Source organism: Bacillus cereus group sp. MYBKT14-1 (genome assembly GCF_051915185.1).
GTDB classification, from domain to species: Bacteria; Bacillota; Bacilli; order Bacillales; family Bacillaceae_G; genus Bacillus_A; species Bacillus_A cereus.
Genome location: NZ_JBQAEF010000018.1, coordinates 1 through 25,468, shown reverse-complemented (window position 1 = coordinate 25,468; position 25,468 = coordinate 1). Strand labels below are relative to the sequence as shown.

The following is a 25,468-nucleotide window of genomic DNA, read 5'->3' as shown; positions in this document are numbered from 1 at the left end:
CTTAATTTTAATAATATGTATTGGACGCTAATCCAAAGATAATTCTAACATGCTTTCATATAAATGAAAGCGGATTATTTAACTTACTTAATTACTTTGTCCATAACTTCTTTATATTTGTTAAATTGTGCATCTTCCATATCACCATTCATTTGTATAAGGAAGTTACCTTTTGCGTAAGTATGAGAGAATAGCATTTGATTACCATTACCTAAATCGTCATAGTATTTCTTAGCTTTTTCAAGATCTTCTTTGTTTTTAAACTCAAATATTCTACCACCACTATCTTCACCTAATGCTGGAACAAGAATGCGCTTTGCTTCTTTTCTAGTATTTCCAAATTCTTTTTCTGGTAGGTCACTAGGATTGTCAGCTTCTAATCCTGCAGCTTTAAATTCTTCAATTACCTTACCAACCGTGACATTACTTGTCATTGATTTAACGCTGTCACAAGCGGATAAACCAAATAATAATAGAGCTCCAATAAGTAATACTGCTAATCTTTTAAACATAGTTGTTCATTCCTCCTAATATAAATAAATCCTTAAATATAATAACAAACTATTTATCTTTATATTGTTATATATTGTCGAAAGGAAATAAAAAAGAGAGCTGGAGCCTTCAAGGGTCATCTTGAAATTCAATACCACAATTCATTTTTGGGGAGTGTATTCAAGAACCTTTTATTTTTGGATTATAAGAGTGCTCTCACATTTACGACAAGCAATCTTCTCTTCCTCAAAAATGAATAAATTCTCAGCATCACATTCTGGGCATACAACCGCAAATGGTGTTTTTATATTTTTATAACACAGGAAAGACATGGCTGCCAGGAATAGAGCAGGTATAACAAGCATCATAAGTAAGAATAGGCCCGCAAAAACGCCTGCAATTATGGAAAGTGGTTTCATTAGTTTTCTACCTACAGAGTTTACTTGATTATCCTTTTTACGAAAAGCAGTAACAAGGTACGTTTGGGTTTCTTTTACTGGCTCAAATGCATTTACCGTATTGTAATCTTGTTCATCCATAGTGGGATAGGAAGTGTTTGGTCCTTGATACCCTCGTTGTATATAATAGTTGTTTGACTCAGATATTCGTGGCATATACGAGATTCCAGTTCCAGGTATATAAGTTGTTGTTCTTGATTCAGGTGGAATGGAGTTCCCTCCCATACCTGTATATGTAAAGTTAATTTTCACACCCGGGGAAACTTGGATAATTCTACGAAACTTATAACCCATAATATTGTATCCTCTCCATCTAATTAATATAATCATTTACTAATTATAACAAATTTTTAACCTAAAATTAATATATTAAGTTAAAACAAACTAATAAAAAAGAGTAATATTGAAGTTGACTAATTTAAGGCGTTTTAGGAGTTCTTTTTTATAAAAAAACACCCTAAGGTGCCTTCCTCTAACTTGGACTATCCTGTATTAATGCCATATTGATTAATACATTAATTTATAAAAATAATTAGTTATTCTTCCATGGACCCTAGCTGATATAATATATAAGGAAATTATTAGTTAATTAATACTGCACATATATTATAAGGGGAGGCAAATAAGTTATGCAGATATTGTTAGAAATTTTTTCTGCTATATGTGATTTCTTTTAAGCTGTACAACGGATGAAAGAAGAGAACAAGCAAAATAAGGAAGGTACTAGTAGTATGGTCTATGTTTTTTCCGTACTTGTAATTGTAGTAATGATTCTTTTTGCAATGTTTGCAACGCAATAGATGTTCAATCAAGAAGAAAGTATTAGAGAAAACAAGATAGTGAATAATATACATAAGCACCTCACCATCTCCATAGGATGGCGAGGCTTTTTAATGTACCAAAAAAAGACGCCATAAGGTGCCTTCCGCCGACTTGATAATTGTATTTTATGTATGAAATCATCACTGTAGTATCTAAGATGAAGGTAAGCAGTTTATACCGTCTTGCTTAGGAAGGTATTACTATTGATTGATTGTGAAGACCTGGCTACGATAGTAAGTGCCATCAACATCTAAAACTGCAATATAGCTACCATTCTCGTAAACAGAAGTGATAGGTGTTCTATATGCAGCTCTCCACTCAGTTCCATTCCAATCTTTGTTAGGATAAAGTGTTTGATAGCGAGCTAACGTCAATTCCTTATCATCTAATACACGATAAATTTTCAATGCGTTCCCAGATGCTTGGTCTACCCAATTCGTACTAAATGTTAATGTATCACCTGTGTAATAAGCAGGTTTGAACTGATTAATCCAAAAATCTGGTAATGCAGTCGTGCCTTTTGCTAATTCATAGAGGGTTTTGAAAGGCCAGTTGTCAACCGTCGGTGCTTTCTGTACATTTTCCGCTGCTGCCGCTGGCTTTGCGTCCAATGTTGCTAAACCTGTGAAACCACCTAAAGCTAAAGCTCCGACTAATGCTAATTTCCCTAATTTCATAAAAAAATCCCCCCTAAGGTGCCCACCTTCGACTTGAACCATCAAAACTTGAAATTTTTACATTTTTATAGAAATTATTAGGATAATACATCCGATTTTTATGTTAAGCTATTTGAGCTAGTATTTGTATCAATATTAGGGAGATGAATAGTATGTTGGGCGATTTTAATATAAATTCTAGTAATTATGAAAATGGTGCTGAAATCTTAGAATTATTAGGCAGTTTAAGTCGTTTATTAATTGTACGTGAATTGATTGTAAGTGGGACCTTGACAGTTTCCCAGTTGAACGCTGCGACGCATATTTCGGAACCTATGATTTTACAACATTTACGAAAACTAACTAAAGGTAATATGGTAATTATCGAGCGCAAGGGTACAAAGCTTTATTGTAGAGTAGAAAATAAGAAGGTTATTGATATTATCGGTTTATTGGGATTATTATATTAAGTTCTATTCTATGTCTTTTTTGAATTCAAGCACTTTATAAATAAAACAATACACAAAAAAAGACATCCCAAGGTCCCTTCCTCCGACTTGAACCACTTTAATTTTAATAATATGTATTGGACTTCCATCCGAATATTGTTTTAACGTATTTATCCATATTTTGTTTACGAAAAAATGAAAAGCATAATATCTTATTACTGCTTGTTCATAGCTTTTATCTGTTCTTCATAAACATACTTAGTAGGCATGAAGTTATTAGGGAAGTCGTTGATTACTTTCTTCATAACGTTTACTTCTTCCTGAGATTTGAGTTCAATACCATTTAGATAATCAAACGCCTTAGATTGTTCATCTGCTAAATAATTCTGTGTCATGTAATCATCTGGGAAGTCTTTCTTTGCTTTTTCTTTGACGGCATTCATAGCAGCTGTTTTATCAATATTTTTTATAGGATTTGTGAATCCCGATGCAGATTGTTGAACATTTTGTTTAGGTTGTTCTTTCTTTTCTGGTTGAGTTTGAATATCTTGTTTAGGCTGTTCCTTCTTTTCTGGTTGAACTTGAACATCTTGTTTGGGTTGTTTTTGTTTTATTTCTTTTTTTGGTTCGGTTGGAGTTGTTGTAGCTTCTTCTTTAGTGTTTTTTCCGCCAACAACAATTACGACAACGGCAATGATAAACCAAAACCACTACTTTATATAAAATGAGTTTTGCATAATTCGTTTCCTCCGAGTATTTGCAAAGCAGGGAATCGCAGTCCTGAAGAAGTGGATAGAAGACGTCATGCCGTTATGGCGGAGTTAAGAGAAATTCATCAATTACAACTGGAGGGGAAATGGGATTCCAAGACTTGGAACGGATTTGGAAAAGGAGAATTACACAATGGCGTTGCAGCAGGGAAAGTACATGAAGAAGTCGCGTCGTAACTTATATATTGCTTTAGAAGAGTTGGATTTAGTGTTTGATGAAAGCGAAGTGATTCAATTGAGAGAAATGTGGGATGAGGATAAAGATATTCTTGAAATAGCAAAAGAGTTAGGAAGGCATCAACTAGAAATCGCTGCATTAATTATGGATCAGGCAGATAAGAACAAAATCAAATCACGTCCAATGGGGTTAGGGGCATGAAGCAACTAACATTGGAGGATGTAGTCGGAAGTTTTGATTATACCGCAACAAGTACCGTGGACAAATTCTTGAAGCGTAATAGCGTTATGACGCATTTAAAGGGCAGAAACTCATTTGATTAAACGAGGCACCAGTAGGCGTCATAGCGTTAGTAGAAACGTTGGGATTATTGGAATCAGAAAGGAGAAATATGGGCCTCGGATTTACTGGCTATGGGCACTAAATAAAAAAAGGGTCCTTACTATTACGTAAGAACCCCATAATCGCAGAAAAAAAGTTGTATGTGAAACCAAGTGGGAATCACAATAATATTTTAACATCTAAATATACGGTTGTCTATACATCAAATCGAACAACATAGTTATTTAAACGAAGGATCCCTAGATTTAGGGATCTAGGGCCTCTTGTGTTGGTATAACTCACACAATGTTATGAAAAGAAAAGAACTTACTGAAGATAACATATAAATATTTCGTAAATGTATCAAAAAAGTGAACAAAATAGTTATTTGAATGGAAAATGACAGCTGAAATATTAAAATCGTATCAGCTGTCACTAAAATAAAAATTCATTTTTATTAGTAGGTTTTTAGTTGGTATTTTTACTCTTCTTAGAAGAAATTGTACCAAAGATTGCTCCGGACATTGCGCCGATTAAAGTCATAAAAATTGCACTCCATACTGTAAATGACATAAATACACCTCCTAGAAATAAATTATTGTGACTATTTAAAACTACTGTTTCTTATTCTTTTTAATAGAAATGATAATTGCAACAACTGCTAAGAAAATAAGAGGAGACCACGAAAAGAAAGGCATTTAGTATTCTCCTTTCAATATTAGTTTTAAATATTTTATAAACCAATTATTACATGTTTATAAATTGAACATATAGGATATGTAATATTGCATATGGAATTGTAGAATGTGAAGAAGCGAAGATGATAGTTGAACAAAAACACTGTTTTAATAGAGAACATTTAACAGGACCCGATTAGGGGGACGGGTCCTGTTAATGGAACGATAGATCTTTATGAGATTACCAACACATTACCATAAAAGGTAATTGACTTCCATTGATTGGATGTTAAGAAAACTTTTTATAAATGCTTTGTTTTACACAACAAAGCAGCTAGCCAAATTAGCTAACTGCTCGGTTCTCCAAGGGGGAACAAGGAGAAAATCTGATGTCATATACATTATTGACGGAATATTGAATTTTATTCACGAGAGATTATATTCTGAAATTTGGATTATGATAGTCGATATTCTCCATATTGACCAGAAAAGAACTAAAAGTTCTAGTGAAATTCCAAGGGTTCTTTTCTTAGTTTTTTGAGATTCTTTTATCAAATAGCCAACAGCACTAATTGCTATAAGAATGAAAAGAATAAGTTCGAGTGTAACTGGCATTCTATCTACTCCTAAAAATAAGTTTATATATAACGATTATAAAATATTTTAATGGTTGGTAGTAAAAAATTCAACTGAAATCATCAAAAACCACGATGTTATCGGTATAGAGGATTTGCAAGTATCGAATATGTTAAAGAATCATAAGTTAGCAAAAGCAATTAGTGAGGTATCTTGGTCGCAATTTTGATCCATGTGAGAATACAAAGCAAAATGGTATGGCAAACAAGTTATTGTCGTATCGAAAACATTTGCTTCCAGCCAATTATGTTCTTGTTGTGGATATCAAAATAAAGACGTTAAAAATCTAAACCTACGTGAATGGGACTGTCCTTCTTGTCGTGCAAACAATGATAGGGATATTAACGCAAGTATCAATCTAAAGAATGAAGCAATAAGGCTTCTAACCACAAGGACTGCGGGGTTAGCCTAATCAATTAGAGTTCGATAGAACTCTTTACTTAGGAATCCCTCACTTCTAAACGAAGTGAAAGTGGGGGTAGTTCAAGTAGTGATAAAGACTTTTTACGCTTATATGAGGCGAGAGAGAAGGCAATAAAAGATAGAATATCAGAAATAGAGACGGCAGAAGAAAAAGCTGCAAAAGAAGCTAGAATAGCAACTAAGATAGAGATGATTCACAATTTAATTAAAGTAGGTGTACCTATAGAGAAGATAGCGGAAGCCATTGAATTAAGTGTAGGAGAGGTTAATGAAATTTTAAAAAAATAAAGAGTAAATATAAATGATAAAAAACAGGTAATTGTGATTACGAACAATTACCTGTTTTTTATTCTTTTTGTTTGATGCCCAGTTTTTGATTACAACAATACTTTTTCTTGTTTTAGAGTTTCCTCTAATTCATAAAGAAATTTATTGTGTTTTTATTATAAAAAAAAGAAGATATCGATTAAAATGTCTTCTTTTACTTGTACACTTAGTGTTAAGAAGGTATTGTATTGCTTAAAAACCATAAAAAAATATAACAATCATCGAGTAAGTCTATTATAGCATCAATAAATAAAGTTTTATATGCAATATTACATATATATAGATTTATTTATATTTTATCTATATAATTAAATTGTCTGTTTCTTGTTTTAATTCGTTTGTTTATTTTGGAGCGCTCCAGCAATGGAGCCTTTTTTTATGTAATAAAACATTTCTTTTGGATTACTTAGTTAATCTATATTAACTTTATCTTCTTAAGAAATATCTATATTTTACCAAATAGTCATACGGATAACCAGTTTTTTCTAATAATCTAATGGATTGATAATTTTACTGTTATTTGTTAATCCTTATAGGAAAATTTATCATACAATGAAGATTGAGAAATTAATAATTATAAAAAACTTATAGTATCTTTTGGGAAAATATTTATAATTTATATATTAATATGTTATAATTTTATCTCTAAAACTACCCAAAAAGGACTGCCTAATGGTGGTCTTATTTATATTGGTGAGATTGTACTAGTATGATAGAAGAGGATTAACTGTATATTGTGAGGGTGATTGGTTATCCCTTCTTTCCATTTGGAAGGAAAGGGGTGATATACCTATGGGGTTTTTGTTTAAGCTTCTAAAAGAATTTGTGAAAGCCATTGTACGTGAAGTTTCTGCGTATGTTTTTAGGAAAAAAATTTTAGAAAAAGATAACAAAAAAACCACTCCTCGTCGCCGTCCAAAGCAAAAGGGTGGGTTTCGTAAAAAATAAATGATATAACCACCACCCTGATGGTAGCAGTTATTAGAAGAAATGTTAGCGCATCTCTTCTTTTATTATATACGCAAGCAATTACTGTAATACTACTACAGTAATTGTATCAAACGTACATAGAAAATCAATGAGCACGTAATAGAGATAATGTACAAAAGAAAAGACAACTAAATGTGCCTTCCTCCAACTTGAATTACTTTAATTCTAAGAATATGTATTGGTCTCCCATTCAAGTATCATTTTTCTCAATGAATAATTGGGATATTTTAGGTTGTTTTTTACTGTTTTTATGTTAAGATATTTTGGTTGTTATTCATCTTATTTTAGGAGGTTGGAAGATCTGTTACATGCTTTTCATATGGATTTTAGTTTCTATACAGAAAATATAAAAGTTTTAGGATTATTAGGGAATTCTACTCGTTTATCAATTGTTTGTAAATTGATTACATATGGATCGTTGTCAGTTTCTGATTTAAGTAAGCAAACAAGAATTACAGAGGATTTGATTGTACAACATTTGCGTAAATTAGCCTTTGGAAATATTGTAATTAGTGAACGTATAGGGAAAAGGCTTTATTTTAAAATAAAAGATAATAAAACAATTGAGATTATTAAGGTATTAGGCTTACAAAGTTAAATTTAATTACTTTCGCTACAAATGATTTTGCTATAAATTAATTGTGCAAAATTACATTTAGCTCGCCTACGGAAGAAATAGGTGGGCTTTTTAATGTAGAAAAAAAGACACCAAAAGGTGCTTTCCTCCGACTTGATCCACTTTAATTTTAATAATATGTATTGGGCCCCTATTTAAGTGTTATTTTACGGCATTAAGTAATGCCAGTTGTTAAGAAAAAAGGCACTCCTTCGAGTGCCTTTTTCCTATTCTACTTTTAACTTAATTTCTTTACCTGTCATACCGCCACTAGCTTTTAAGAAAAGACCTTCAGCATCTTTTGGTATATCAAATACAATTTTACCTGTCTGTGTTAGACCGGGATTCAATTGTTTTAAGAAGAAGTCAGTTTTCCCACCATTAGTTAAGTCAAAAGATGTTTGACCTTGTGTTGAATATGTGAATTCACGACCTTTGTTATCTACTAATTTAAAACTATTAGCATCAACAGTAATAGCGTCTTTTTGATTATTAGTAAGTGTAACTTCTAAAATTTTAAAGACACCTTGTGCTTGTTCTTTTGTATATTCATTACCCACAGAATCTACTGTTTCCATAGATCCTACAGCGATTTTTACATCAGAAGATACACCTTCTTTTGATACTGCTTTAGTGTCTGTTGAAGTTTTTTCTGTTGAGTCTCCACCACCAGCGACCATAGCAATTATTCCGATTACAAATAAAGCTATAATGCCTAGGCATCCAAATTTAAATATTTTTCCCACGTTTGTTCCTCCAATTATGTAAAATATAAGATTGCCAAGCTAATAATAACAAACTATATATAAAGATATTGTCATATTATGTCGAAAGGAAATAAAAAAGATAGTTTAGAATTTTCAGGCTGAAATTCCGTCTTATGACCTATTTTTCCTCGCATCTTGGCAGTACTTCTTACTCATAAAAAAAGACACCCAAAGGTGCCTTCTTCCTACTTAAACCACTTTAATTTTTGGACTCTCATCCTCACCGAATGGAAAGTAGAGATGATTCAATTATGTACCGATCTGGAGCGTCTCCTATATAGTCAAAAGGATAACACGTTGTTAATGTTAATGTTGGCTCACTTTTTTCTACAATAACTGTTCGATCTTCTGAATCTGTTATCCAATGCTTGTTAATTGTATATGTATATGTTTTATTTTCATATTCCACAATAAGTTGGTCATTTTCCTTTAGTTGACCAAGCTCGGTAAAAACAGTATCTCTATGTCCACTTAAAACTGTATGGCCATTTCTAGATGGTGTAGTAGTTAAGTCACTAACAAACATACCTACACCCTTTTTTAGTACTTTATCATCAGCTCCCCAATATACAGAGTATTTCTTTTGTATTTTAGGGATAATTAAATACGCTACTTTATCTCCTAACTGATGGTTTACCTTTGAAGCGGGAATTTGTACAGATTCTTCAGGTTGTAATGAAGTTTCCGTCTCTGTCTCTGTTTGATTGCTATTTTGCGCTTCATTTTCTTTAGAAGGTGTGGAGGTCTCATATTGTTTAGCCTCGTTAGTTGTTAACGATTCTGCTGATTGTCTAGCACTATACCATTCTAGAAAATAATAGGAAAAGATAGTAAGTCCAATAATAGTTAAACATAAGCCTATCCATTGTTTTTTATTCACTCTTATCACTCCATTTGAAAACGACAGGATTTCTCCTGCCGTTTTAAGGAACTATTTTATGCGTTTGTCTTTTTACGACGGAACATTAATACAGATCCAGCTAATGCTAATCCTAAGCTTGCTAACATCATTGTAACACCGTTTGATGCTGTATTAGGTAATTTCTCACCTTGTTTTTTCGTTTCTTTTTTCACAGTTGTATTAGTATTTTTCTTTGTTTCTTTTACAGTTGTTTGAGGCTTAGTTTGTTCTTGTTTATTATTTGTTGTTTGGTTATTTTGTTTTGAATTCTCTTGTTTATTGTTTTCTTGTTTAGGTTGTTCTTGAGGATTAGTAGTTTCTTTATTTTCTGTTGTAGTATTTGTGCTCTTTGGATATTTATAATCTTCACATGGAATGCCGTCTTTATCATTATCTAAACGATGTGGATCATTCCCAACACCATATCCATTTTGATCCCAGAATGCTTGAGCATCTTGTTGACTTTTAAAATGTCCACAGTTTTTTGTATCATTAGGACTCTTAGCTGCAAATGCAGAAGAACTGTACCCCACTGTTAATAGTGTTACCGCTGTTGCTGAAGCTAATAATTTTTTCATAATTTTCTCCATCTCCCTAAATGGTATGTATTTACATTGAAATATTTTACATTTAAAAAATTAAAAATACAATAATAATTTGTAGATAAATGTAAGATTTCTAGATAATAATAGCAAATTATTAATTCGTATATTGTCATATTATGTCGAATGAAAATAAAAAAAAGACAACCTAAGGTACCTTCCTCTGACGTGAACCCGCTTAATATTAATAATATTTATTAGGACTCCTATCCGAATATTATTTAATATGTAAAGATAAAAGCTGACATTAATTCTAGGATGATAACACCAGCTGAACGGAATGGAATAAGCCAGTCGGCCTTCTTCAAACAGGTCAAAAATGGTATGAATTCATATGAAACAGCAAAGAAGGGAAAAGTGTACGCAGTGCATTTGGAATTAGTGAGAAAGAAAGGCAGTAAGAACGTTACTTTTTACTCAAGGGTTAAAAGAGGGATGCAGATGCTACCTACTAGGAATAAAGCTCCAAGCAAAATTAAAGAATCAACTAAAACCAAGAACCGGTTTATCTGAGGCTTTCGAAATTTCTTTAGTATGCTAAAAACAGCACTCATTCCGAAACAAATATATTACAAAATCATTATTGTCTCTAATATATTGATAATTTAATTATATGCTGAAAAATATGTACATATAAATTTTAAAAAAGTCCTTATTTGAATAAAAAATGGTCCTTAAATTACGTAAGAACCCCATAATCGAAGAAAAAAGTCGTATGTGAAACCACGTGGGAATCACAATAATATTTTAAAACCTAAATATATAGTTGTCTATACACAGTTGAACAAAATAGTTATTAAAACGAAGAAGCTCTAGATTTAGGGATCTAGAGCTTCTTGTGTTGGTATAACCCACACGGTTTATGAAAAGAAAAGAACTTACTGAAGATAACACATGAATGTTTCATAAATGTATCAAAAATGTGAACAAAATAGCTATTTTATGTAGTTGAGTAGGTAAGATGAGGAAAACGTCCATAACGGTTGCTTTTTTCATAGTTATATAGAAATTACACATTAAATGTATTTAATGAGTCATCTAGGTATAAAGATAATCGATAATCATACAATGATATGGAAGGGTCTTTTCTAACGTGTTAGTTACCTCAAAGTATATGTATCTTTTGGCGCCTGGGCGAGGGTGCTTTTTTTGCACATTCTGATAAGGACAAGCATATAATGTAATAGGACGAGTTCTTCGTGTCCTATTCAATGCTCAGAATAAACCCCAATTCACATTGAGAGCGCCAATAGCGAGGGTGCTCTCTTTATATTGAAAATAAAACATAAATATATATAATATGATTAATGGATTTTCATTTTAATCTGAGGGGTACAAATTCGATGCGACGTAAAAAGGATTTGTTGAAACAATGGAAGGTAGATTTGCAGCCTGTTCAAGAAGAAAAGAGGATGAAGAAAAAGACTAAGAATAAGAAATATAGCATCCCTGGTAATACAGCTGGATTCATGAATGGGAAGAATACTTATCGTAAAGAGAATGGGGTATGGAAACAAAGAAATAAATAATGTGAGGATATAATGATTTTGATTAAGTGTATAGCAATTATCGTAGGCGCTGCCGTGATCTGGGTGGCGTCTTGTTTGCTGTTAAGGAAAGATAAGGCGTGAGATAGACTTGCAAATTGAAATATTATTAGTTTAAAACATGGGCTAATAAACAAACTATTTCTACCTTTTAGTCATAGAATATGATGAATTCTATTTTAGAGGAGGGAATCATATCTATGGGATGGGATAATAATTTTGGACATTCTCGAGATTGTAATAGATTTTGGGATGATTTAGTATTTTGCGGTTGCGGCCGTAGACGAAGAAGAAACGATTTTAACGACTGTCATTGTAGACGTGACTGTGATTGTGATGAGTGTCGTCGTAGACGTAATCATGACCGCGATCGTGAGCATGATCATGGTGACCATCGAGATTGGTAAAGTCTTTTGAAAGAGTGCATATTTTAATAGCACTCTTTTTTATTATTTTTTTAATTACTAATTATTAACTAGAAGGATGCAGTTTCGATTTTATTTAACATTTTACAAAACAAACGAACACAAAGAACGAAAATAAATTTCAACTGTCTAAAAGTTGATGCTTTTAGATGATGTGGGAAAATGCTGTGAAAAATTATTGAAATCATACCTTATATTTATCTAAGAGTTAGTCTGAAATAGAGTATATAAAACAATGATAAATTTTAAATAATATTAGGGGATGACTGATGAAATTAGTGTGATATGTACGAGCTAGTATAAGAGAGCAAGATTTAGAATTGCAATTTAACACGGGAGAAACTTATGGTTCTACAAAAATATTCACTGGAAAGTAGAATGGAGCGAAAAATCTTAAGGAAATATAAAGTTGTTGAAATTTTTATGTGAATTCATTAATATGTAATTGTATTTATTGTTTATTTGATTCTGTTTATTCTCACACTTTATGAGTTGTGGTTGAGCTGTAGAAGCAAGCTGAGTCTTGTTTTAATTCTGAAAGGGCTTCTTTGAGCCGATTAGTGTATATATAGCTTATTTTGCTATATACATTTTTAATCGACTTTAAGAAGTCCTTTTTGTGTTGTTTCCAAATCTGTTTGATTGGAGAACCCATTATCACATTGGGAAAAAATTTTTATTTAGGGGACTTAATTATGATTATCTGTTATGAAGTATCATTATTTTATTCTGCACATCCAGATGGTCCTATTCAAAGTTTACGTGCATTACAAGCACTTAATCCGATAAAAGAGGGTGTATTCTCTTTAACAGGTGTCAGCGTATCGTAATGAATAATTTACAGAACCATATGGAAATATGTAGTCAGAGGGAATGACAGAAATCCGTAGTGAAGAATTACTATGAATTTCTATCTTTTATTTTATCAGGAGCAATAAAGACACGTATGGAACGTAAGATTGACAAAGAATTCAAGAGATTTACACAAATGTTGGCTTATTTTTATGAAAAATAGGTGGAAAATTTGATGGAATGTCTTATCGAGCGAAAGTGTCTGTGTACTTTGTGATACAACAATTTAGTTAGATAAGAAGAGAAGCAAAAAGTATTAGTCTACAAATCACAAGATGTTTGCTAGAGCATTTGAAGCATACGTAGAATCGGATTTGCAAGATCAAGAACATAGAAATGATTATTTAGTTTGTAATGCGTATCCTTTTGTATATCCATTAGGTGATTATACGTAATATCCTAATGTGATTATAAAAAGTTTAACGGAAGTAATAGTCCCATATATAATAAACAGTATATAAGGAGTGGGGAAAAATGAATTATAACATTCAAAAAGGACAGTTTCGTTTAACAAGTGCTTATCCGAGAGGTAGCTGGTGGGAGTTTTATCGTATACCTTGTCCAGTTTGTTATGATACAGGTAATTGTATGCTGCACGTTTCGCAAGATAAGGTAGCATGTACACGTGTAGAAAGTAAATGGATTTATGGAAAAAACACGGGTAATCCAAGCTACATTCACTACATAAAAGGAAAAGATAAATATCAATTGTCTGAGGTGGATGAAATTCAGATTCATGATAAGAAAAGTAATGAGGAATTAAATGTGTTTAATCGTAAATTAATGGAGTTCATATCATTAAAAGAGCATCATCATGCACATTTATTAAGAGATAGAAAAATGAGCGAGGAACAAATACAAGTACGTCATTATCGTTCTTTCTTAAAACAACAAATTGTGTTAGAGGAGGATAATACGTATACGACTGTTTGGGAGCAGCTATTTAAACAGATGGGGAATAAAAATTGCTGGCAGGGGATCCCGGGTTTCTATGAGATGAAGAAAGGTCAACTTTCTCTTCGTTTGATGTCAGGCTCTCCTGGTATGTTGATTCCTTTTCGGAATCAGTACAATCAAATTGTTGGATGGCAAGTTCGTGTGGATGAAGTGAAAAACTCCGTTCATGTGAAATCTGCACCTACTGGAGTTCAAACAGAATTAATCGAACAGCCTAATGTTGTGAAGATAACTAAAAATGGTAATTGTATCTTTGAAGGCGAACTAGAAGTGAGCAAAAAGGTAGAGATTCCATTTCAAGAGGGACAAATTGTTGTAAAGATACATAAAGGGCAAAAATATCTCTGGCTCTCATCAGCAAACAAAAATCATGGAACTGGGGCAGGCGGTAGTGAAAATCCACTTCCTGTGCATGTGGCGGTACCAAGTTCTCATTTAAAACATTGGAATTCTGGTACACTTCATCAAACTAAATCAGTAATGATTACAGAGGGAGCTATGAAAGCAGATCTGGTTGCTGATTTGCTTTCAGAGAGATTTAATAAAGAGGAGCTTTCTGAAATAGGAACAACCGTTCTTGCGATTCCTGGTGTAAATGCTTGGCGAATTACTATGCCTGTATTAAAGGATATGGGTGTAGAAAATGTCTATTTAGCGTTTGATGCCGATTTAGTAGAGAATCAAAAAGTAAGAAAAGCTCTTATAGACTTTGCGACAAAGTTAAAGACAGAGGGCTATAACGTAATCGTAGCTGCATGGAACCCAGCACAAGGTAAGGGGCTGGATGATGCAATGCAAGCGGGATTTAAACCTGTATTTCAGATATTGTGAAATTTAAAAAGTAGGTTGGTATTTTCATAAATAGGTAGATTGAAAAAGATAGAATTTTTAATTCTATCTTTTTCTTATATCCAATTACCACAAAGGATAAAAATTCACTAAAAGAAAGGTAGAAGAGAATATGAATACATCTATGAAAAAAGGTCTAGTAAATTTACGAGTTGATTTTGCTTTCAAGCGCTTGTTTGGAGTAGAAGGAAACGAGGATATACTCATTGGTTTTCTTAATGCGGTATTACAATCCTCTTTAGATGAGGAAATTATTTCTTTGCATTTAGATGATCCACATCTTCCAAGGGAACAAAAGGATGATAAATTGTCTATTTTAGATTTGCGAGCTACCCTTAATAGTGGTATAAAATTAAATATAGAGATACAGGTTCGCGACAAAAAAGACATGATCGAGCGATCTTTGTTCTACTGGGCTGGCATGTATTATTCTCAAATGACTCAGGGGATGAAGTATACAGAATTAAGACCAACTATTTGTATTAATATAGTGGATTTCATTCTGTTTCCAGGAGAAGAGGACTTTCATAATGTCGGTGTAGTCATGAACAAAAAATCGGTGCACATAATTTCAGAGAATATGCAATTGCACTTTCTTGAGATTCCAAAGGTTATTCGAGAATGGCAAGAAGATCGAATGGATCCATGGGAGGATATATTAGCACGTTGGCTATTATTATTTCCTGCATATGAAGATGAGAATTTAACTACAATCCTGGAGGGAATCGCGATGGAAAAAGATCCAGTTTTGAAAAAGGCAATAGAGGATTGGGAGCGTTTAAGTAGTGATAAGGACTTTTTACGCTTATATGAGGCGAGAGAGAAGGCAATAAAAGATAGAATATCAGAAATAGAGACGGCAGAAGAAAAAGCTGCAAAAGAAGCTAGAATAGAAATGATTCATAATTTAATTAAAGTAGGTGTACCTATAGAGAAGATAGCGGAAGCCACTGAATTAAGTGTCGAAAAGGTTAATGAAATTTTAAGAAACAAAGAGTAGATAGAAGTAGTGAAAAACAGGTACTTGTGAAAAAAGCACAATTACCTGTTTTTTGTTTCTAATGAATAGTTTGATAAACACAAGGCTTAGACACTCCTTAATAGGTAGTATACTCTTATTAAGGAGCATAATAAGTTGTTGGAGAGATTAAAATGAATAAGAAAAAAGAAGCGCATACCCTTAGAGATAAAATTCCAAAATGGATAAAATAGAATTATGTTGCTCACTGAAAGAAGAAATGAATGCTCTAGGTCTTAAGGACGGTAATATTTTTAAAATTCTTATAGTATGGTACGATCCTAACAAAGAGGGTAGAAATAAAGGTGTAAACAAGGACTTGTTTTTTTAAAATCGTATTGCTATAATATAAAGGTAATAAGATTTTACAATAAAAATATAAAATTAATCAGTTCGCATATAAGAGAAGACCTCAATATGCGCCATGTCCTTAGGGGACGTGTGCGTGTATTGAGGTCTTTTTGCGTTTTGCGAGCAAAAACACACCTGGAGGTGCAGGAATTATGTTGAATTGGTTGTCTGCAAAACTTATGACAACATCAGTAGGAGATTTCCTATTGGCAAAAAGTAGCTTTACGAAGGGTCTTGGTGGTAGTGGTAGTGGTGCCAATGCTGAAACCGTTCAAAAAAGCATGAACACTTTGGTGAAAACCTTAATTGGTTTTGGGGGAATTTGGGTGGCAGCTTGCGTTGTATTTGCAGCTATTAAACTATCTGGTGCACAAGGGAAGAATCCTGAAAACCGTACACAAGCTATGATTGGTTTAGCTTGCGCAGCAATTGGAGGCTTTGTAATGATCAAAGCGTACGATATCGCTGCTTGGGTTACGACAATCTAACATAAGAGTTTGTACAAGCTCTCCTCGATTTGGGGAGAGCTTCTCTTATACAAGGGAGGAAAAAGAATGAGAAAAGTAACCGTTCCTGTTGATATGACTTCGGAACAAAAAACACTACTAGGTGTGCTGAGCAAGCGCCAATTGATTTATCTATTGGGTGGCGGAGCATCCCTTTATTTATATGTACCATTTTTATGGCGACTATTTGCACCTATTGATGCAGTAGTAGCATTTTTTATTTGCTTAATTTTAGCATTACCAACGGTAGTAAGTGTAATAGCGTTTGCGTTTATATATAAAGAAAAACAACACATGTATCTAGATAAGTATTTAATTATTAAAATGCGTAGCCGCTCCGAAAAAGGTAAGTGGAGAAAAGGGTACGAGCCAACTACATGGGCAAAGGAGAATCTGTAAATGTTAGAAATGATATATTTTGCGGCGATAGCCATTGTAGGATTTTTCTTTTATCGGAAAATGAATGGAAAACCGCTGTTTGGTTCTAAGAAAAAAGGGAAAAAGCAAGGTGGAGTAGAGAAACACACTACTGAAAAAGCTGGAAAGAAAAATAAAAAAAATATGTCTGCTGAATCGGAAATTGATGAGGATAATGTTGACTTCTTTCGTATTTTTGTAGAAGACATTAAGGAAATTGATAATCATATGATTCGGTATCATGATGACACATTTGTCCTGATTGCGGAAGCACATCCAGTTAACTATTATTTACTTTCCAATATGGAACAAGAAGCGATTGATATCAAAATTGAATCATGGTTAACCACATTAGAGTTTAATACGAAAGTATATATTCAAAGTAAGTTTGTAGATTTAACAGATCCTGTACGAAAAATGACAGAAACGATGAAAGGTGCGAAGGACCTTACACCAGAGACGGTTCTATATGGTCAAGAAGTTATTGATAATTTAGAGTACTGGCAACGTTCGCAACCTCGATATGAACAAAAACGTTATTTAATTTATCCATACAAGGTTGATATTAGTACGATTACGGCTGATACAGAGGACGAGTTAGAAGAAAAGATTGTAGATAAGGCATTTAACGAACTATATCGTCGTTATAATGCATCTCGAAATCTACTATCGAAAGCAAAAATTAATGTAGAAATGTTAACGAAAGATAAATTAATAGAACTTTTATATGTAGCATTTAACCGTCGTAAAGCTATAAAAGCTCGTTTCCAGGATTTAATTGAAAACGAGAATTTCTCCCTCTATTCAACAGGGGAAACGAATGAAAGAAAACTAGAGTTAATGAAGAAAGTGCTAGCGGAAGAAAAGGCAGAAAAATCAAATAACGGGGTGGCGTAAACATGAAGTTGTTCGGAAAAAAGAAAAAGGAAAAGAAAAAAATAGAAGCAGAAGAGAGGGACGAATTGGAGCTAGAGGAGGAAGAGTTGGAAGAAGAGGAAATACCGACGCAATTAGACAATCAAACAACAGTGTTTGATGTTATTGCTCCAGAAGGAATGAAAATTGATGCAGAAGATTATGGGGTCATTAAACAATCTTTAGGAAGTAATACGTTCTTTCGTCCGTTTTATATTCCACGTGATGGGTACCCGCGTATGATGCAAACCAATTGGCTCAACATGTTAACTTCGGCTGGGGAAGTGGATGTCATGATCGATATTCATAAAGAACCAAAAGCTAAAGCAATGCGATCATTAGATATGCAGCTGACGATGTTACGTTCCAATCTTTCTTTCCAACGTACACGAGGAAACATTGACCAAGAAAAAGACTTAGATGCAAAAATTCAAGATACAAACAATTTAATGGATGAAATCCAGTTCAATGAAAACGACTCCTATATGGTGAGTACAATGGGTGTTGCTTACGCAGAATCAAAGAAAGAATTGGACGTTTTATGTGAGTATATTGAAGATGAAATGCAAGCATCTCACTTTAAGATAGCAAGTACTTGGAATCGTGTGAAGAGTGGTTTGAAAGCTGTTATGCCGCTAGGAGCACTAAATACGTTACAAGATACCTATCGAAATATCGATAGACGTGCGTTATGTACATTTGCACCTTTTGTGTCAGGTTCTGGAAGGTTTAATGGTGGGATACCAATAGGAAAGAACAAAATTACTGGGCAAGTAGAATTTTTAAATTCATTCGGGAATGCAGATTATCGTCCTCCAAACTATAACATTGGTGTAACAGGGATCTCAGGTTCCGGAAAAAGTTTACTTTTAAAAATGAAGTTAGCCCGTGAAACGTCACTTGCAGATACGCATGCAATGATTATCGATCCAGAAGGAGAATTCGTAAAAATTACAAAACGTCTAGGTGGCATTAATTTAAATATTTCACCTGAAAGTAATATCATTATCAACCCTTGTGCAATTGCTGTAACAGAACTTCAGATTACGGATAAAGATGAAGAGCTAGAAGCACTTGAACAATATGATAAGAAAGAACTTGTAGAGCGTGATGGCGTGAAGTATGTAAGGTTTGTACCGATTTTAGAGAAAATCAATGAAATACTTGGATTCTTTGACATTATTATTCGCGGACAAGACTTTGATCAACCAGGATTAAATGTATTCCAGCGTACAATGCTAGAAGATGCAATTCGTGAAGTGTTTGATAAACATGGTATTACCTCACACCCTTCATCTTTATATATGGATGAAGTGAAGAAGGTGGATGGACAATTAATTCAGTCTCAAGTGAGAAAGCCAGAACCAGAGTTAAAAGAAATCTACGATGTCATAGTAGAACATCATGGAGACGATGTGAAAGCAGAAGAGTTAATTGCTGCGATTCGTCCATTCTTACGCGATGGTTCAAAACCATTATTTGATGGACAAAGTCATTTTGGCCGTGGTGTAGAAACACAGTTAAATGAATCTCGTGTTGTTAATTTTAATATTAGTCATTTAGAAGAAGGATTCTTAAAACCAATCGCTTTCCACGTTATCTTGAACTATATTTGGGAGCATTGGATTAAGAGTCCAGAACACGCTATCAAGCGAAAAGTATTATATGTGGATGAGATGTGGCAGTTTATCGACTATGAACAAACGGTTAACTTCTTGGAAAAAGTAGCACGTCGTTCACGTAAAAGAAATGCTGGTATGTGTTGGGCGAGTCAGGACTTCGTTCGTATTTTAGAAAATGTAAAAGCTCGTGGTATCTTGCAATCTACTTTCTCCTATTTCTTCTTAGAACAAAATAAGATAGATAAGAAAAAGATCCAGGAGAACTTTAACTTAACTGCTGGGGAGCTTGATATTATTCTCAACAACCCTGGAAAAGGAGAAGGGATTTTCCGAGTAGGAGATAGTTCGGTTTGGATTCAAACTGATCCATCTGACAAAGAAATGATGTTCATTGAATCGAATGAAGCGGTACTACAAGAGCTTTTAAACAATATGAAGAAAGTACAAGGGTACGCAGGATAATAGCGTACTCTTAAAAAGGAAGGTGAAATTATGCTTGAGAAAATAGTAGAGTGGGTCGGAGGCTTAATTATTGCTATAGTAAAGGCTTTTCTTAGTCCGGTGTATGCAACTTTGGATCCGCTGCCAGTTTTAGTGTTTGGAGGAGAGGGAACAGAAGGAAAGGGGACAAACTTAGATTTCTTATTTTCAGGTAATTCTTTAACCAAAGTATTAGACACAGGCATGCCTGTCATGTTCAAGCTTGTTGCTTTTTGTGTCCTTGTCAGTGTAGTTATTACGGCGGCAAAATATTCGGCAACAGCTATTAATCCTAATAATAGAACAGCATTAATAGAGTATGCGAAGGATTTGATGATCATTTCAATTTTTCTTTGGCACCTCGATTACTTCTATACACTCATATTTGAAATCAATTCTTGGATAATAATAGAGTTTAGAGACGCTGTTAATGTAGCAAGTGGGGGGAATTTTGATCCAGATAAGGGTACTAAATTTCTACAACCTGGATTTGGTGGGGCTGGACTTACCATTACTGAGCTGGGTTTGAAAGGTCATGAAAATGACTATATGTTTATTATATTTGGTTTGTTTATAGAAGCTGGTCTCATCGTCTGGGCAAACTTTTACTACTTAATGCGAGCGGTGTCACTATACGTTTTAATGTTAATTGGTCCGTTAATGGTAGGTATGTGGCTATTTCCACAAAAGAAACAACAGACATTATATTGGATACGTGAATTTATAGGAGCGGTGTTCATACAAGCAATTCATGCGATTACCTTATGGCTCATTATTTCTTTAATTGGAGCAGCAAATAGTCCGTTAATCAAATTAATTTTACTTGCTATGTTTATCCCAATAGGTGAGATTGTGAAAAGTTTTATTGGCCTTAGTACCAATGCATCAGGTGGTATTCATAGAGCAGGTACGATGATGGGTATGGGTGCTTTAGCAAGTGTGGCTGGACTGGTTAAAGGTGTTCGTGATGACTATCGTAATTCAAAAGCAAAACCTGATGATAAAGGGGATAAAGAAAAGACAAAAGAAGATGCTGATAACCCGAAAGATGCATTAGGAGCGAATTTAGGGACAGATGTTGGTACAACATCTCGTGCAGCTCGTATGTTAAAAGCTGGTCAAATTGGAAGTTCAATTGGTAAAGCGGCTGGTGGACTTGCAGGTATGACAGCAGGAGCTGGTCTTGGACCAGAAGGAATAGCAATAGGGACATTCGCTGGCAGTAAAGCGGGCGGATTTACTGGTGCAGTTACTGGAAGATCTGCTGCTGCAGTTGGCGAAGGGGCTGTAGCCTTAGGAAAACATATTGGTTCCAGTGTAAAGAAGGGTGCGGACACGTATTCAAATCTAAATGGCAAATCTTATCCGGAACTAACCGATGAAGATATCGCACAGGATTTAGCTACAAAAGACTTTGAAAATTGGAAAGCAGATAATCCGGATTCTGCAGTGGCAAGTCGCTTGAAACAAGCATTCCCTGGTGCGTCCGATGCGGAGATTGCTAAAAAAGTAGCGAAAACAAATAGTGATCAAATGTCTCGTTTCTCAAATCAGCGGAAACAGGATTTACAAAATATGAAGAAAGCCGCTACACCATATGGAAATGCTAGAGATTTAGTAAAGGCTGCAACGAATGCATTCCAAAAGGGGTATGAGGCAGACCATAAAGATACGTTTATGAGTCAGTTACCAGAAAATATGTCAGCAGAAGAGAAAGAGAACCATTGGAACGACCATCTGAACACAAAAGTACAAGGATTTAGAAACCACGCAGAACAAGCTGCAACAAAAGCAGGAGCCATGCCAGTTGATGCGAAGGACAAACAAGGAAATAATCTGTTTGATAAGTCCTATGTGAATAAAGATGCGTTTGCTTCCCGACTTGCATTAGGAAAAGTCGGAAAAGCAGTCGAGGATGTAAAAGGAGAAACGTTGGAAAGTGGCCATCAAAATATGGGACAAGTCGGTGCTCTTGTCGGTGCTTCTACTGCTGCATTTAAGAAAGCGTATAGTGCAGACCATAAGGCTGGATTTATGAAACAATTCCCTGCAGATATGCCGCAACAAGAAAAAGAAGCAGCATGGAATAAGCATTTAGATCAAAAAGTACAAGGCTTCAAAAATTATGCACAACAAGCGGCGGAATCAGCTGGTATTGTACAGCAAAAAGACGGTACAAACTATGCGAATAAAGAAGCTTTCGCTTCTCATTTATCACAACAGTTACAAAAAGATCCTGGTTTAAATGCTATGGGTATATCCAGTTCGGCAGGTATTCAGAAGGCAGTTAATGGTGTGAAAACACACGGTTTGACAAGTGGAAATGGAAGTCAGCAAGCAAAACAAGTAAGTAATGTTGGGAACCTAGTACAAGCCTCTACAGAATCCTTTAAACAGGGCTATGCAGCAGAACAACAGGCAAGCTTTATGAAAAAGTTGTCTCCAACTATGTCTCAACCACAAAAAGAGCAAGCTTGGCAGTCGCACCTAAATGAAAAAGGAAATGAATTTAAAGCAGTTGCACAACAAGCGGCAGTACAAGCGGGAGCGATGCCCGTACAGGCAAAAGATACGAGTGGTAAGAGTCTACATAATCAATCCTATATTAATAAAGATGCCTTTACTTCGCAATTAACAAAAGGTTTACAAAGCCATGCAAGTCTTGGAAAGGTAAGCCAACAAGTAGGTTCTGGAATTACTAGTGCGATTCAAGGTGTTCGTTCACATGGTGTTGAGACAGGTGGCGCAATCAATAAAGCTGTATATGCAGCGACACAAACGCAAGCGAGTATAGCACGTGCAGGAGGTTTTTCCGTTGCGGAAATTGAACGCTCTTATGCAGATGCATCAACAAGTGTAGCGAACATTGCACAAAGTGCTGGTAAAATGTCTATCCCAACTTCCGCAGTGGGACGTATGACACAGCAAAGTACAAAACTCGGCATGAGTGTAATGGAAGGTGCGAAACACCTTATGCTTGCGGATCGCATTGATACAGTATCAAATGCATACTTAAGTGCCGCGAGTGCTGTACAACAATCCGGAGGGAATGCAGTACAAAGAGTGATAAGTGGGACTACTGCTGCTGTTAATACATCATTAGGTGGGAATGCAGCAGAGCGTCACTATAATGTGACAAAAGGCTTAAGTTACGCTGCAGGTGTGATTGGTGGTGCGGGCGCTTATCAAGCAAATGCACGTATGGTAAGTAAACATAATCCGTATAACAGTGCAGTCCGTACAGAAGCAAAAGAGATTCAGGAAATTCAACAGATGGTACCGACAACAACAGATCATACAGGCGCGCAATCGATTGTAAAAGGTGCCGTACGTCTTGTGACGACAAATAATAAATCTTGGATTGAAGCAAAAGACGCTAGTGGTATGACGCAAGTTGTATCTCGTTATGGTAGTGGAGATAGCAGTATACGATCTGGACAAGTCGTATATCAGGACTTAAATATTTCAGATGGACAATTAACGCAGTATCGTAATGGTGCGAAAGCATCTCCGGCTTATATACAAGATTCAAGTGGTGGAAAAATCAATATCAATCGCTCAATCAATGTAAATCCAAATCAATTAGTAGGAAACCAAAATCAAAGACCGTTACAACAGAAACCGGTATTTAATGAACCACCACTTACGGTCAATCACAAAGTAGACAATGGTCACTTCTATATGTCTGATTTAGACCAAGGTGGCTATAAGAATGTACAAATGGTTGTAGAAAGAGATCGTAGTTACATGGTTGCGATAACAACAGACGGTACAGTGTCACGTATTTCGCCGTTCGGAAAAGGAGATACGCGCTTACAAGCAAACCAAAGGATTGAAAGAGTCTGTGAAGTGAAGGACAGTAGTATTAAGCCAAGAGAAGAAATCCTAGTAACACATACACAGGACGAAGTTGTTCGTACAGAGACGCATTTAAATTTATCAGAACATGACCCACAAAATCTGATTCCATTTGCGCCAAACCCTCGCTTAGCACAGCGAAGAGGAAGAAATTCTCAAAATGGAAAATATGGTGTGATAAGTCTATGAGTCAAAATCCTAACGATCCAAATGAACAGAAAAAAAGTAATCCTTTAAAAGATGTAGCTTCCCACTTTATTAAGAAAAAAGGGATGCAAGCGCGCGGGAAGATGGCAAAATTGGCAGGAAAAGCAGGAAGGGCGGCAGCGAAAGCTGCTGCCAAAATGCTAAAAGCAGGTATATTAAAAATTGTGGGTGCTGTTGTGGCAGCGGTTGGAGTACCTGCCGCTTTAATTATGGGAGTAATTATTGCTGTGTGTGTGATTTTAGTCTCTTTTGTACCTTTTACCGATGATGAAGGTAAGACAGAGGAACAAGTAAAAAAATATATGGAAGTTTCAATGGCATTGAATGTGGATTGGAAAGAGGTTGTCGCATTTGATATGGCGCGATACGATAATGATTTGACTGGTAAAGATCCGCACGATGCTATATCATATTTCTTGGATATCCAATATGAAGAATATACGGAAAAAGAGGTATGCGAGGCAGGACCGAATGGTCCTTGCGAAAAAAAGAAAAAGGAGATGCAAAAAACAAAATCTGAAAATTACTCCGGACCAGATGTAAAAAAGATATTAGGAGATACAGATTTTAAGAAAAAAATAGATGAGATTAATGCAAGTGGAAGCAAAAAAGTGACAACATCTTCCCATGGACTAGAGAAAGCTATGGAACTCGCAAAGTTTAGTAAAAGTCAAAAAGAGCGTGCGCGTGAGATATTAGAAGCCGGGATGTTAGAAGGTATGTATGGACATCTTGCTCCTTCTAGTAATTTTGTTGGTGGTATGTGTGTAGGTAATGTGAGTCCTGGCGGGGAGCCTGTCAATCTTAATGCAAAAGTTACAGGATATCTTCCAAAGATTAAAGAAATGGCAGAAAAACATGGTGTTGCTCAATATGTTGGTATTTTGGCTGCCCAAATGATGCAGGAATCAGGTGGAGCAGGAAATGACCCGATGCAGGCTTCAGAGGGGCAATATGGAGACATGAGCTCATCTTGTATTGGTGTAAAGGGAAATGCTCGTGTAGGGTGTATTAAAGATCCCAATATTTCTATAGAAGCAGGTGTACGGGAATTTAAAGATGTACTAGGAAAGGCCAATGGTGATATTGCACTCGCTTTGCAGTCTTACAACTTTGGCGAAGGGTTTATTAGTTACGCCTTAGCAAAGGGTGGCTATTCAGAAGAAACAGCTATTGAGTTCTCAAGAAGTAAGAATCATTTAAATCCAGGTGGTTGCTCCGATCCGAATAACTTTCGAACTAAGGTAAATGCGTGTTACGGGGATTTTGTGCGCCCATAAGGGGGCAAGGAAAAACGGTGATTGCAAGCTGTTAGGTCAACCCTAAAAGACCTAGTATCACTTGGCTAACCTTGGAGGGAAACTGAAAGGGGACAACAG

The 25,468-nt window shown here is 34.9% G+C and carries 23 protein-coding genes and 7 pseudogenes; 21 read left to right on the top strand and 9 right to left on the bottom strand.

The window, feature by feature from the left end; all coding sequences use genetic code 11:
* Window positions 1–83: 83 nt before the first annotated feature.
* The 3 genes from ACTFO4_RS26140 to ACTFO4_RS26130 form a co-directional block, all read right to left on the bottom strand.
* Window positions 84–512 carry a hypothetical protein gene (locus tag ACTFO4_RS26140; protein WP_000476458.1) on the bottom strand — a complete coding sequence of 143 codons (429 nt, stop codon included), beginning with the start codon at window positions 510–512 and terminating at the stop codon, window positions 84–86.
* Between the two features lie 171 nt (window positions 513–683).
* Window positions 684–1,244, bottom strand: coding sequence for a DUF4236 domain-containing protein (locus ACTFO4_RS26135; RefSeq protein ID WP_089607999.1), 561 nt, complete (start codon window positions 1,242–1,244; stop codon window positions 684–686).
* A gap of 728 nt (window positions 1,245–1,972) precedes the next feature.
* Window positions 1,973–2,449 carry a DUF5065 family protein gene (locus ACTFO4_RS26130; RefSeq protein ID WP_440014174.1) on the bottom strand — a complete coding sequence of 159 codons (477 nt, stop codon included), beginning with the start codon at window positions 2,447–2,449 and terminating at the stop codon, window positions 1,973–1,975.
* 152 nt (window positions 2,450–2,601) lie between these two features.
* On the opposite strand from ACTFO4_RS26130, the gene ACTFO4_RS26125 reads away from it, so the two are divergent.
* A complete protein-coding gene (locus ACTFO4_RS26125; RefSeq protein WP_000900153.1) occupies window positions 2,602–2,898 on the top strand; it encodes an ArsR family transcriptional regulator in 297 nt (98 codons plus the stop codon).
* Between the two features lie 194 nt (window positions 2,899–3,092).
* Here the strand turns inward: ACTFO4_RS26125 and ACTFO4_RS26120 are convergent, their stop codons facing one another.
* Window positions 3,093–3,557 (bottom strand): hypothetical protein, encoded by a 465-nt coding sequence (locus tag ACTFO4_RS26120; protein WP_440014282.1) that lies wholly within the window; start codon window positions 3,555–3,557, stop codon window positions 3,093–3,095.
* Between the two features lie 51 nt (window positions 3,558–3,608).
* Here ACTFO4_RS26120 and ACTFO4_RS26115 point away from each other — a divergent pair, with 51 nt between their 5' ends.
* The 3 genes from ACTFO4_RS26115 to ACTFO4_RS26105 are packed head-to-tail and all read left to right on the top strand — an operon-like array spanning window position 3,609 to window position 4,148.
* Window positions 3,609–3,824 carry a hypothetical protein gene (locus ACTFO4_RS26115; RefSeq protein ID WP_080016504.1) on the top strand — a complete coding sequence of 72 codons (216 nt, stop codon included), beginning with the start codon at window positions 3,609–3,611 and terminating at the stop codon, window positions 3,822–3,824.
* Window positions 3,781–4,026 carry a hypothetical protein gene (locus tag ACTFO4_RS26110; RefSeq protein WP_002099119.1) on the top strand — a complete coding sequence of 82 codons (246 nt, stop codon included), beginning with the start codon at window positions 3,781–3,783 and terminating at the stop codon, window positions 4,024–4,026. The genes ACTFO4_RS26115 and ACTFO4_RS26110 overlap by 44 nt, the downstream gene beginning before the upstream one ends.
* Complete coding sequence (locus tag ACTFO4_RS26105; protein WP_254912702.1) at window positions 4,023–4,148, top strand: hypothetical protein; 126 nt, start codon at window positions 4,023–4,025, stop codon at window positions 4,146–4,148. Before ACTFO4_RS26110 ends, ACTFO4_RS26105 begins: the two co-directional genes overlap by 4 nt.
* 466 nt (window positions 4,149–4,614) lie before the next feature.
* Here the strand turns inward: ACTFO4_RS26105 and ACTFO4_RS26100 are convergent.
* Window positions 4,615–4,801, bottom strand: a pseudogene (locus ACTFO4_RS26100) (hypothetical protein).
* Between the two features lie 448 nt (window positions 4,802–5,249).
* Window positions 5,250–5,438: a hypothetical protein gene (locus ACTFO4_RS26095; protein ID WP_001145518.1), complete on the bottom strand. Its 189-nt coding sequence runs from the start codon at window positions 5,436–5,438 to the stop codon at window positions 5,250–5,252.
* Window positions 5,439–5,502: 64 nt separating this feature from the next.
* Here ACTFO4_RS26095 and ACTFO4_RS26090 point away from each other — a divergent pair.
* The 4 genes and pseudogenes from ACTFO4_RS26090 to ACTFO4_RS26075 form a co-directional block, all read left to right on the top strand.
* A pseudogene (locus tag ACTFO4_RS26090) lies at window positions 5,503–5,871 on the top strand (RNA-guided endonuclease TnpB family protein); the annotation flags it as partial.
* Between the two features lie 71 nt (window positions 5,872–5,942).
* Window positions 5,943–6,170, top strand: a pseudogene (locus tag ACTFO4_RS26085) (Rpn family recombination-promoting nuclease/putative transposase); the annotation flags it as partial.
* Between the two features lie 831 nt (window positions 6,171–7,001).
* Window positions 7,002–7,157: a hypothetical protein gene (locus ACTFO4_RS26080; protein ID WP_000506118.1), complete on the top strand. Its 156-nt coding sequence runs from the start codon at window positions 7,002–7,004 to the stop codon at window positions 7,155–7,157.
* A gap of 361 nt (window positions 7,158–7,518) precedes the next feature.
* Entirely contained in the window at window positions 7,519–7,797 is a 279-nt protein-coding gene (locus tag ACTFO4_RS26075) for an ArsR/SmtB family transcription factor (protein WP_000347619.1), read from the top strand.
* Between the two features lie 245 nt (window positions 7,798–8,042).
* On the opposite strand, the gene ACTFO4_RS26070 is transcribed toward ACTFO4_RS26075, so the two are convergent.
* The 3 genes from ACTFO4_RS26070 to ACTFO4_RS26060 all read right to left on the bottom strand — a co-directional run bounded on the left by ACTFO4_RS26070 (window position 8,043) and on the right by ACTFO4_RS26060 (window position 10,061).
* Window positions 8,043–8,561, bottom strand: a complete 519-nt coding sequence (locus tag ACTFO4_RS26070) for a DUF4352 domain-containing protein (RefSeq protein ID WP_000516002.1) — start codon at window positions 8,559–8,561, stop codon at window positions 8,043–8,045.
* Between the two features lie 241 nt (window positions 8,562–8,802).
* Window positions 8,803–9,462: a class D sortase gene (locus tag ACTFO4_RS26065; protein WP_001036091.1), complete on the bottom strand. Its 660-nt coding sequence runs from the start codon at window positions 9,460–9,462 to the stop codon at window positions 8,803–8,805.
* A gap of 56 nt (window positions 9,463–9,518) precedes the next feature.
* On the bottom strand, window positions 9,519–10,061 hold the full coding sequence (locus ACTFO4_RS26060) for an excalibur calcium-binding domain-containing protein (protein ID WP_000734542.1): 543 nt from the start codon (window positions 10,059–10,061) through the stop codon (window positions 9,519–9,521).
* A gap of 1,367 nt (window positions 10,062–11,428) precedes the next feature.
* Here ACTFO4_RS26060 and ACTFO4_RS26055 point away from each other — a divergent pair.
* The 13 genes and pseudogenes from ACTFO4_RS26055 to ACTFO4_RS25995 form a co-directional block, all read left to right on the top strand.
* Window positions 11,429–11,614, top strand: coding sequence for a hypothetical protein (locus ACTFO4_RS26055; protein ID WP_440014171.1), 186 nt, complete (start codon window positions 11,429–11,431; stop codon window positions 11,612–11,614).
* A gap of 218 nt (window positions 11,615–11,832) precedes the next feature.
* Complete coding sequence (locus ACTFO4_RS26050; RefSeq protein WP_002164663.1) at window positions 11,833–12,039, top strand: hypothetical protein; 207 nt, start codon at window positions 11,833–11,835, stop codon at window positions 12,037–12,039.
* 713 nt (window positions 12,040–12,752) lie between these two features.
* Window positions 12,753–12,887, top strand: a complete 135-nt coding sequence (locus tag ACTFO4_RS26045; protein ID WP_000582546.1) for a hypothetical protein — start codon at window positions 12,753–12,755, stop codon at window positions 12,885–12,887.
* 92 nt (window positions 12,888–12,979) lie between these two features.
* A pseudogene (locus ACTFO4_RS26040) lies at window positions 12,980–13,370 on the top strand (LPD1 domain-containing protein); the annotation flags it as partial.
* 13 nt (window positions 13,371–13,383) lie between these two features.
* Window positions 13,384–14,697, top strand: a complete 1,314-nt coding sequence (locus tag ACTFO4_RS26035; protein WP_440014169.1) for a DUF3854 domain-containing protein — start codon at window positions 13,384–13,386, stop codon at window positions 14,695–14,697.
* A 130-nt stretch (window positions 14,698–14,827) separates the two neighbouring features.
* Entirely contained in the window at window positions 14,828–15,715 is an 888-nt protein-coding gene (locus ACTFO4_RS26030; protein WP_440014168.1) for an Rpn family recombination-promoting nuclease/putative transposase, read from the top strand.
* 152 nt (window positions 15,716–15,867) lie between these two features.
* Window positions 15,868–16,064, top strand: a pseudogene (locus ACTFO4_RS26025) (hypothetical protein).
* An 86-nt stretch (window positions 16,065–16,150) separates the two neighbouring features.
* Window positions 16,151–16,572: pseudogene (locus ACTFO4_RS26020) on the top strand (hypothetical protein).
* 66 nt (window positions 16,573–16,638) lie between these two features.
* A complete protein-coding gene (locus ACTFO4_RS26015) occupies window positions 16,639–16,989 on the top strand; it encodes a PrgI family protein (protein WP_001233534.1) in 351 nt (116 codons plus the stop codon).
* A complete protein-coding gene (locus ACTFO4_RS26010) occupies window positions 16,990–17,904 on the top strand; it encodes a hypothetical protein (protein WP_000892006.1) in 915 nt (304 codons plus the stop codon).
* 2 nt (window positions 17,905–17,906) lie between these two features.
* Window positions 17,907–20,006: a VirB4 family type IV secretion system protein gene (locus tag ACTFO4_RS26005; protein ID WP_088344572.1), complete on the top strand. Its 2,100-nt coding sequence runs from the start codon at window positions 17,907–17,909 to the stop codon at window positions 20,004–20,006.
* A 30-nt stretch (window positions 20,007–20,036) separates the two neighbouring features.
* Window positions 20,037–24,071, top strand: coding sequence for a hypothetical protein (locus ACTFO4_RS26000; RefSeq protein ID WP_440014166.1), 4,035 nt, complete (start codon window positions 20,037–20,039; stop codon window positions 24,069–24,071).
* A pseudogene (locus ACTFO4_RS25995) lies at window positions 24,068–25,357 on the top strand (lysozyme family protein); the annotation flags it as partial. The gene ACTFO4_RS26000 and the pseudogene ACTFO4_RS25995, both read left to right, overlap by 4 nt.
* Between the last annotated feature and the right edge of the window lie 111 nt (window positions 25,358–25,468).

Excerpts from the sequence above, each read along its gene's own strand:
- ACTFO4_RS26140 (WP_000476458.1), bottom strand. The coding sequence starts at position 512 with ATGTTTAAAAGATTAGCAGTATTACTTATTGGAGCTCTATTATTATTT.
- ACTFO4_RS26135 (WP_089607999.1), bottom strand. The coding sequence starts at position 1,244 with ATGGGTTATAAGTTTCGTAGAATTATCCAAGTTTCCCCGGGTGTGAAA.
- ACTFO4_RS26130 (WP_440014174.1), bottom strand. The coding sequence starts at position 2,449 with ATGAAATTAGGGAAATTAGCATTAGTCGGAGCTTTAGCTTTAGGTGGT.
- ACTFO4_RS26125 (WP_000900153.1), top strand. The coding sequence starts at position 2,602 with ATGTTGGGCGATTTTAATATAAATTCTAGTAATTATGAAAATGGTGCT.
- ACTFO4_RS26110 (WP_002099119.1), top strand. The coding sequence starts at position 3,781 with ATGGCGTTGCAGCAGGGAAAGTACATGAAGAAGTCGCGTCGTAACTTA.
- ACTFO4_RS26105 (WP_254912702.1), top strand. The coding sequence starts at position 4,023 with ATGAAGCAACTAACATTGGAGGATGTAGTCGGAAGTTTTGATTATACC.
- ACTFO4_RS26095 (WP_001145518.1), bottom strand. The coding sequence starts at position 5,438 with ATGCCAGTTACACTCGAACTTATTCTTTTCATTCTTATAGCAATTAGT.
- ACTFO4_RS26080 (WP_000506118.1), top strand. The coding sequence starts at position 7,002 with ATGGGGTTTTTGTTTAAGCTTCTAAAAGAATTTGTGAAAGCCATTGTA.
- ACTFO4_RS26075 (WP_000347619.1), top strand. The coding sequence starts at position 7,519 with ATGGATTTTAGTTTCTATACAGAAAATATAAAAGTTTTAGGATTATTA.
- ACTFO4_RS26060 (WP_000734542.1), bottom strand. The coding sequence starts at position 10,061 with ATGAAAAAATTATTAGCTTCAGCAACAGCGGTAACACTATTAACAGTG.
- ACTFO4_RS26055 (WP_440014171.1), top strand. The coding sequence starts at position 11,429 with ATGCGACGTAAAAAGGATTTGTTGAAACAATGGAAGGTAGATTTGCAG.
- ACTFO4_RS26050 (WP_002164663.1), top strand. The coding sequence starts at position 11,833 with ATGGGATGGGATAATAATTTTGGACATTCTCGAGATTGTAATAGATTT.
- ACTFO4_RS26045 (WP_000582546.1), top strand. The coding sequence starts at position 12,753 with ATGATTATCTGTTATGAAGTATCATTATTTTATTCTGCACATCCAGAT.
- ACTFO4_RS26035 (WP_440014169.1), top strand. The coding sequence starts at position 13,384 with ATGAATTATAACATTCAAAAAGGACAGTTTCGTTTAACAAGTGCTTAT.
- ACTFO4_RS26030 (WP_440014168.1), top strand. The coding sequence starts at position 14,828 with ATGAATACATCTATGAAAAAAGGTCTAGTAAATTTACGAGTTGATTTT.
- ACTFO4_RS26015 (WP_001233534.1), top strand. The coding sequence starts at position 16,639 with ATGAGAAAAGTAACCGTTCCTGTTGATATGACTTCGGAACAAAAAACA.
- ACTFO4_RS26010 (WP_000892006.1), top strand. The coding sequence starts at position 16,990 with ATGTTAGAAATGATATATTTTGCGGCGATAGCCATTGTAGGATTTTTC.
- ACTFO4_RS26005 (WP_088344572.1), top strand. The coding sequence starts at position 17,907 with ATGAAGTTGTTCGGAAAAAAGAAAAAGGAAAAGAAAAAAATAGAAGCA.
- ACTFO4_RS26000 (WP_440014166.1), top strand. The coding sequence starts at position 20,037 with ATGCTTGAGAAAATAGTAGAGTGGGTCGGAGGCTTAATTATTGCTATA.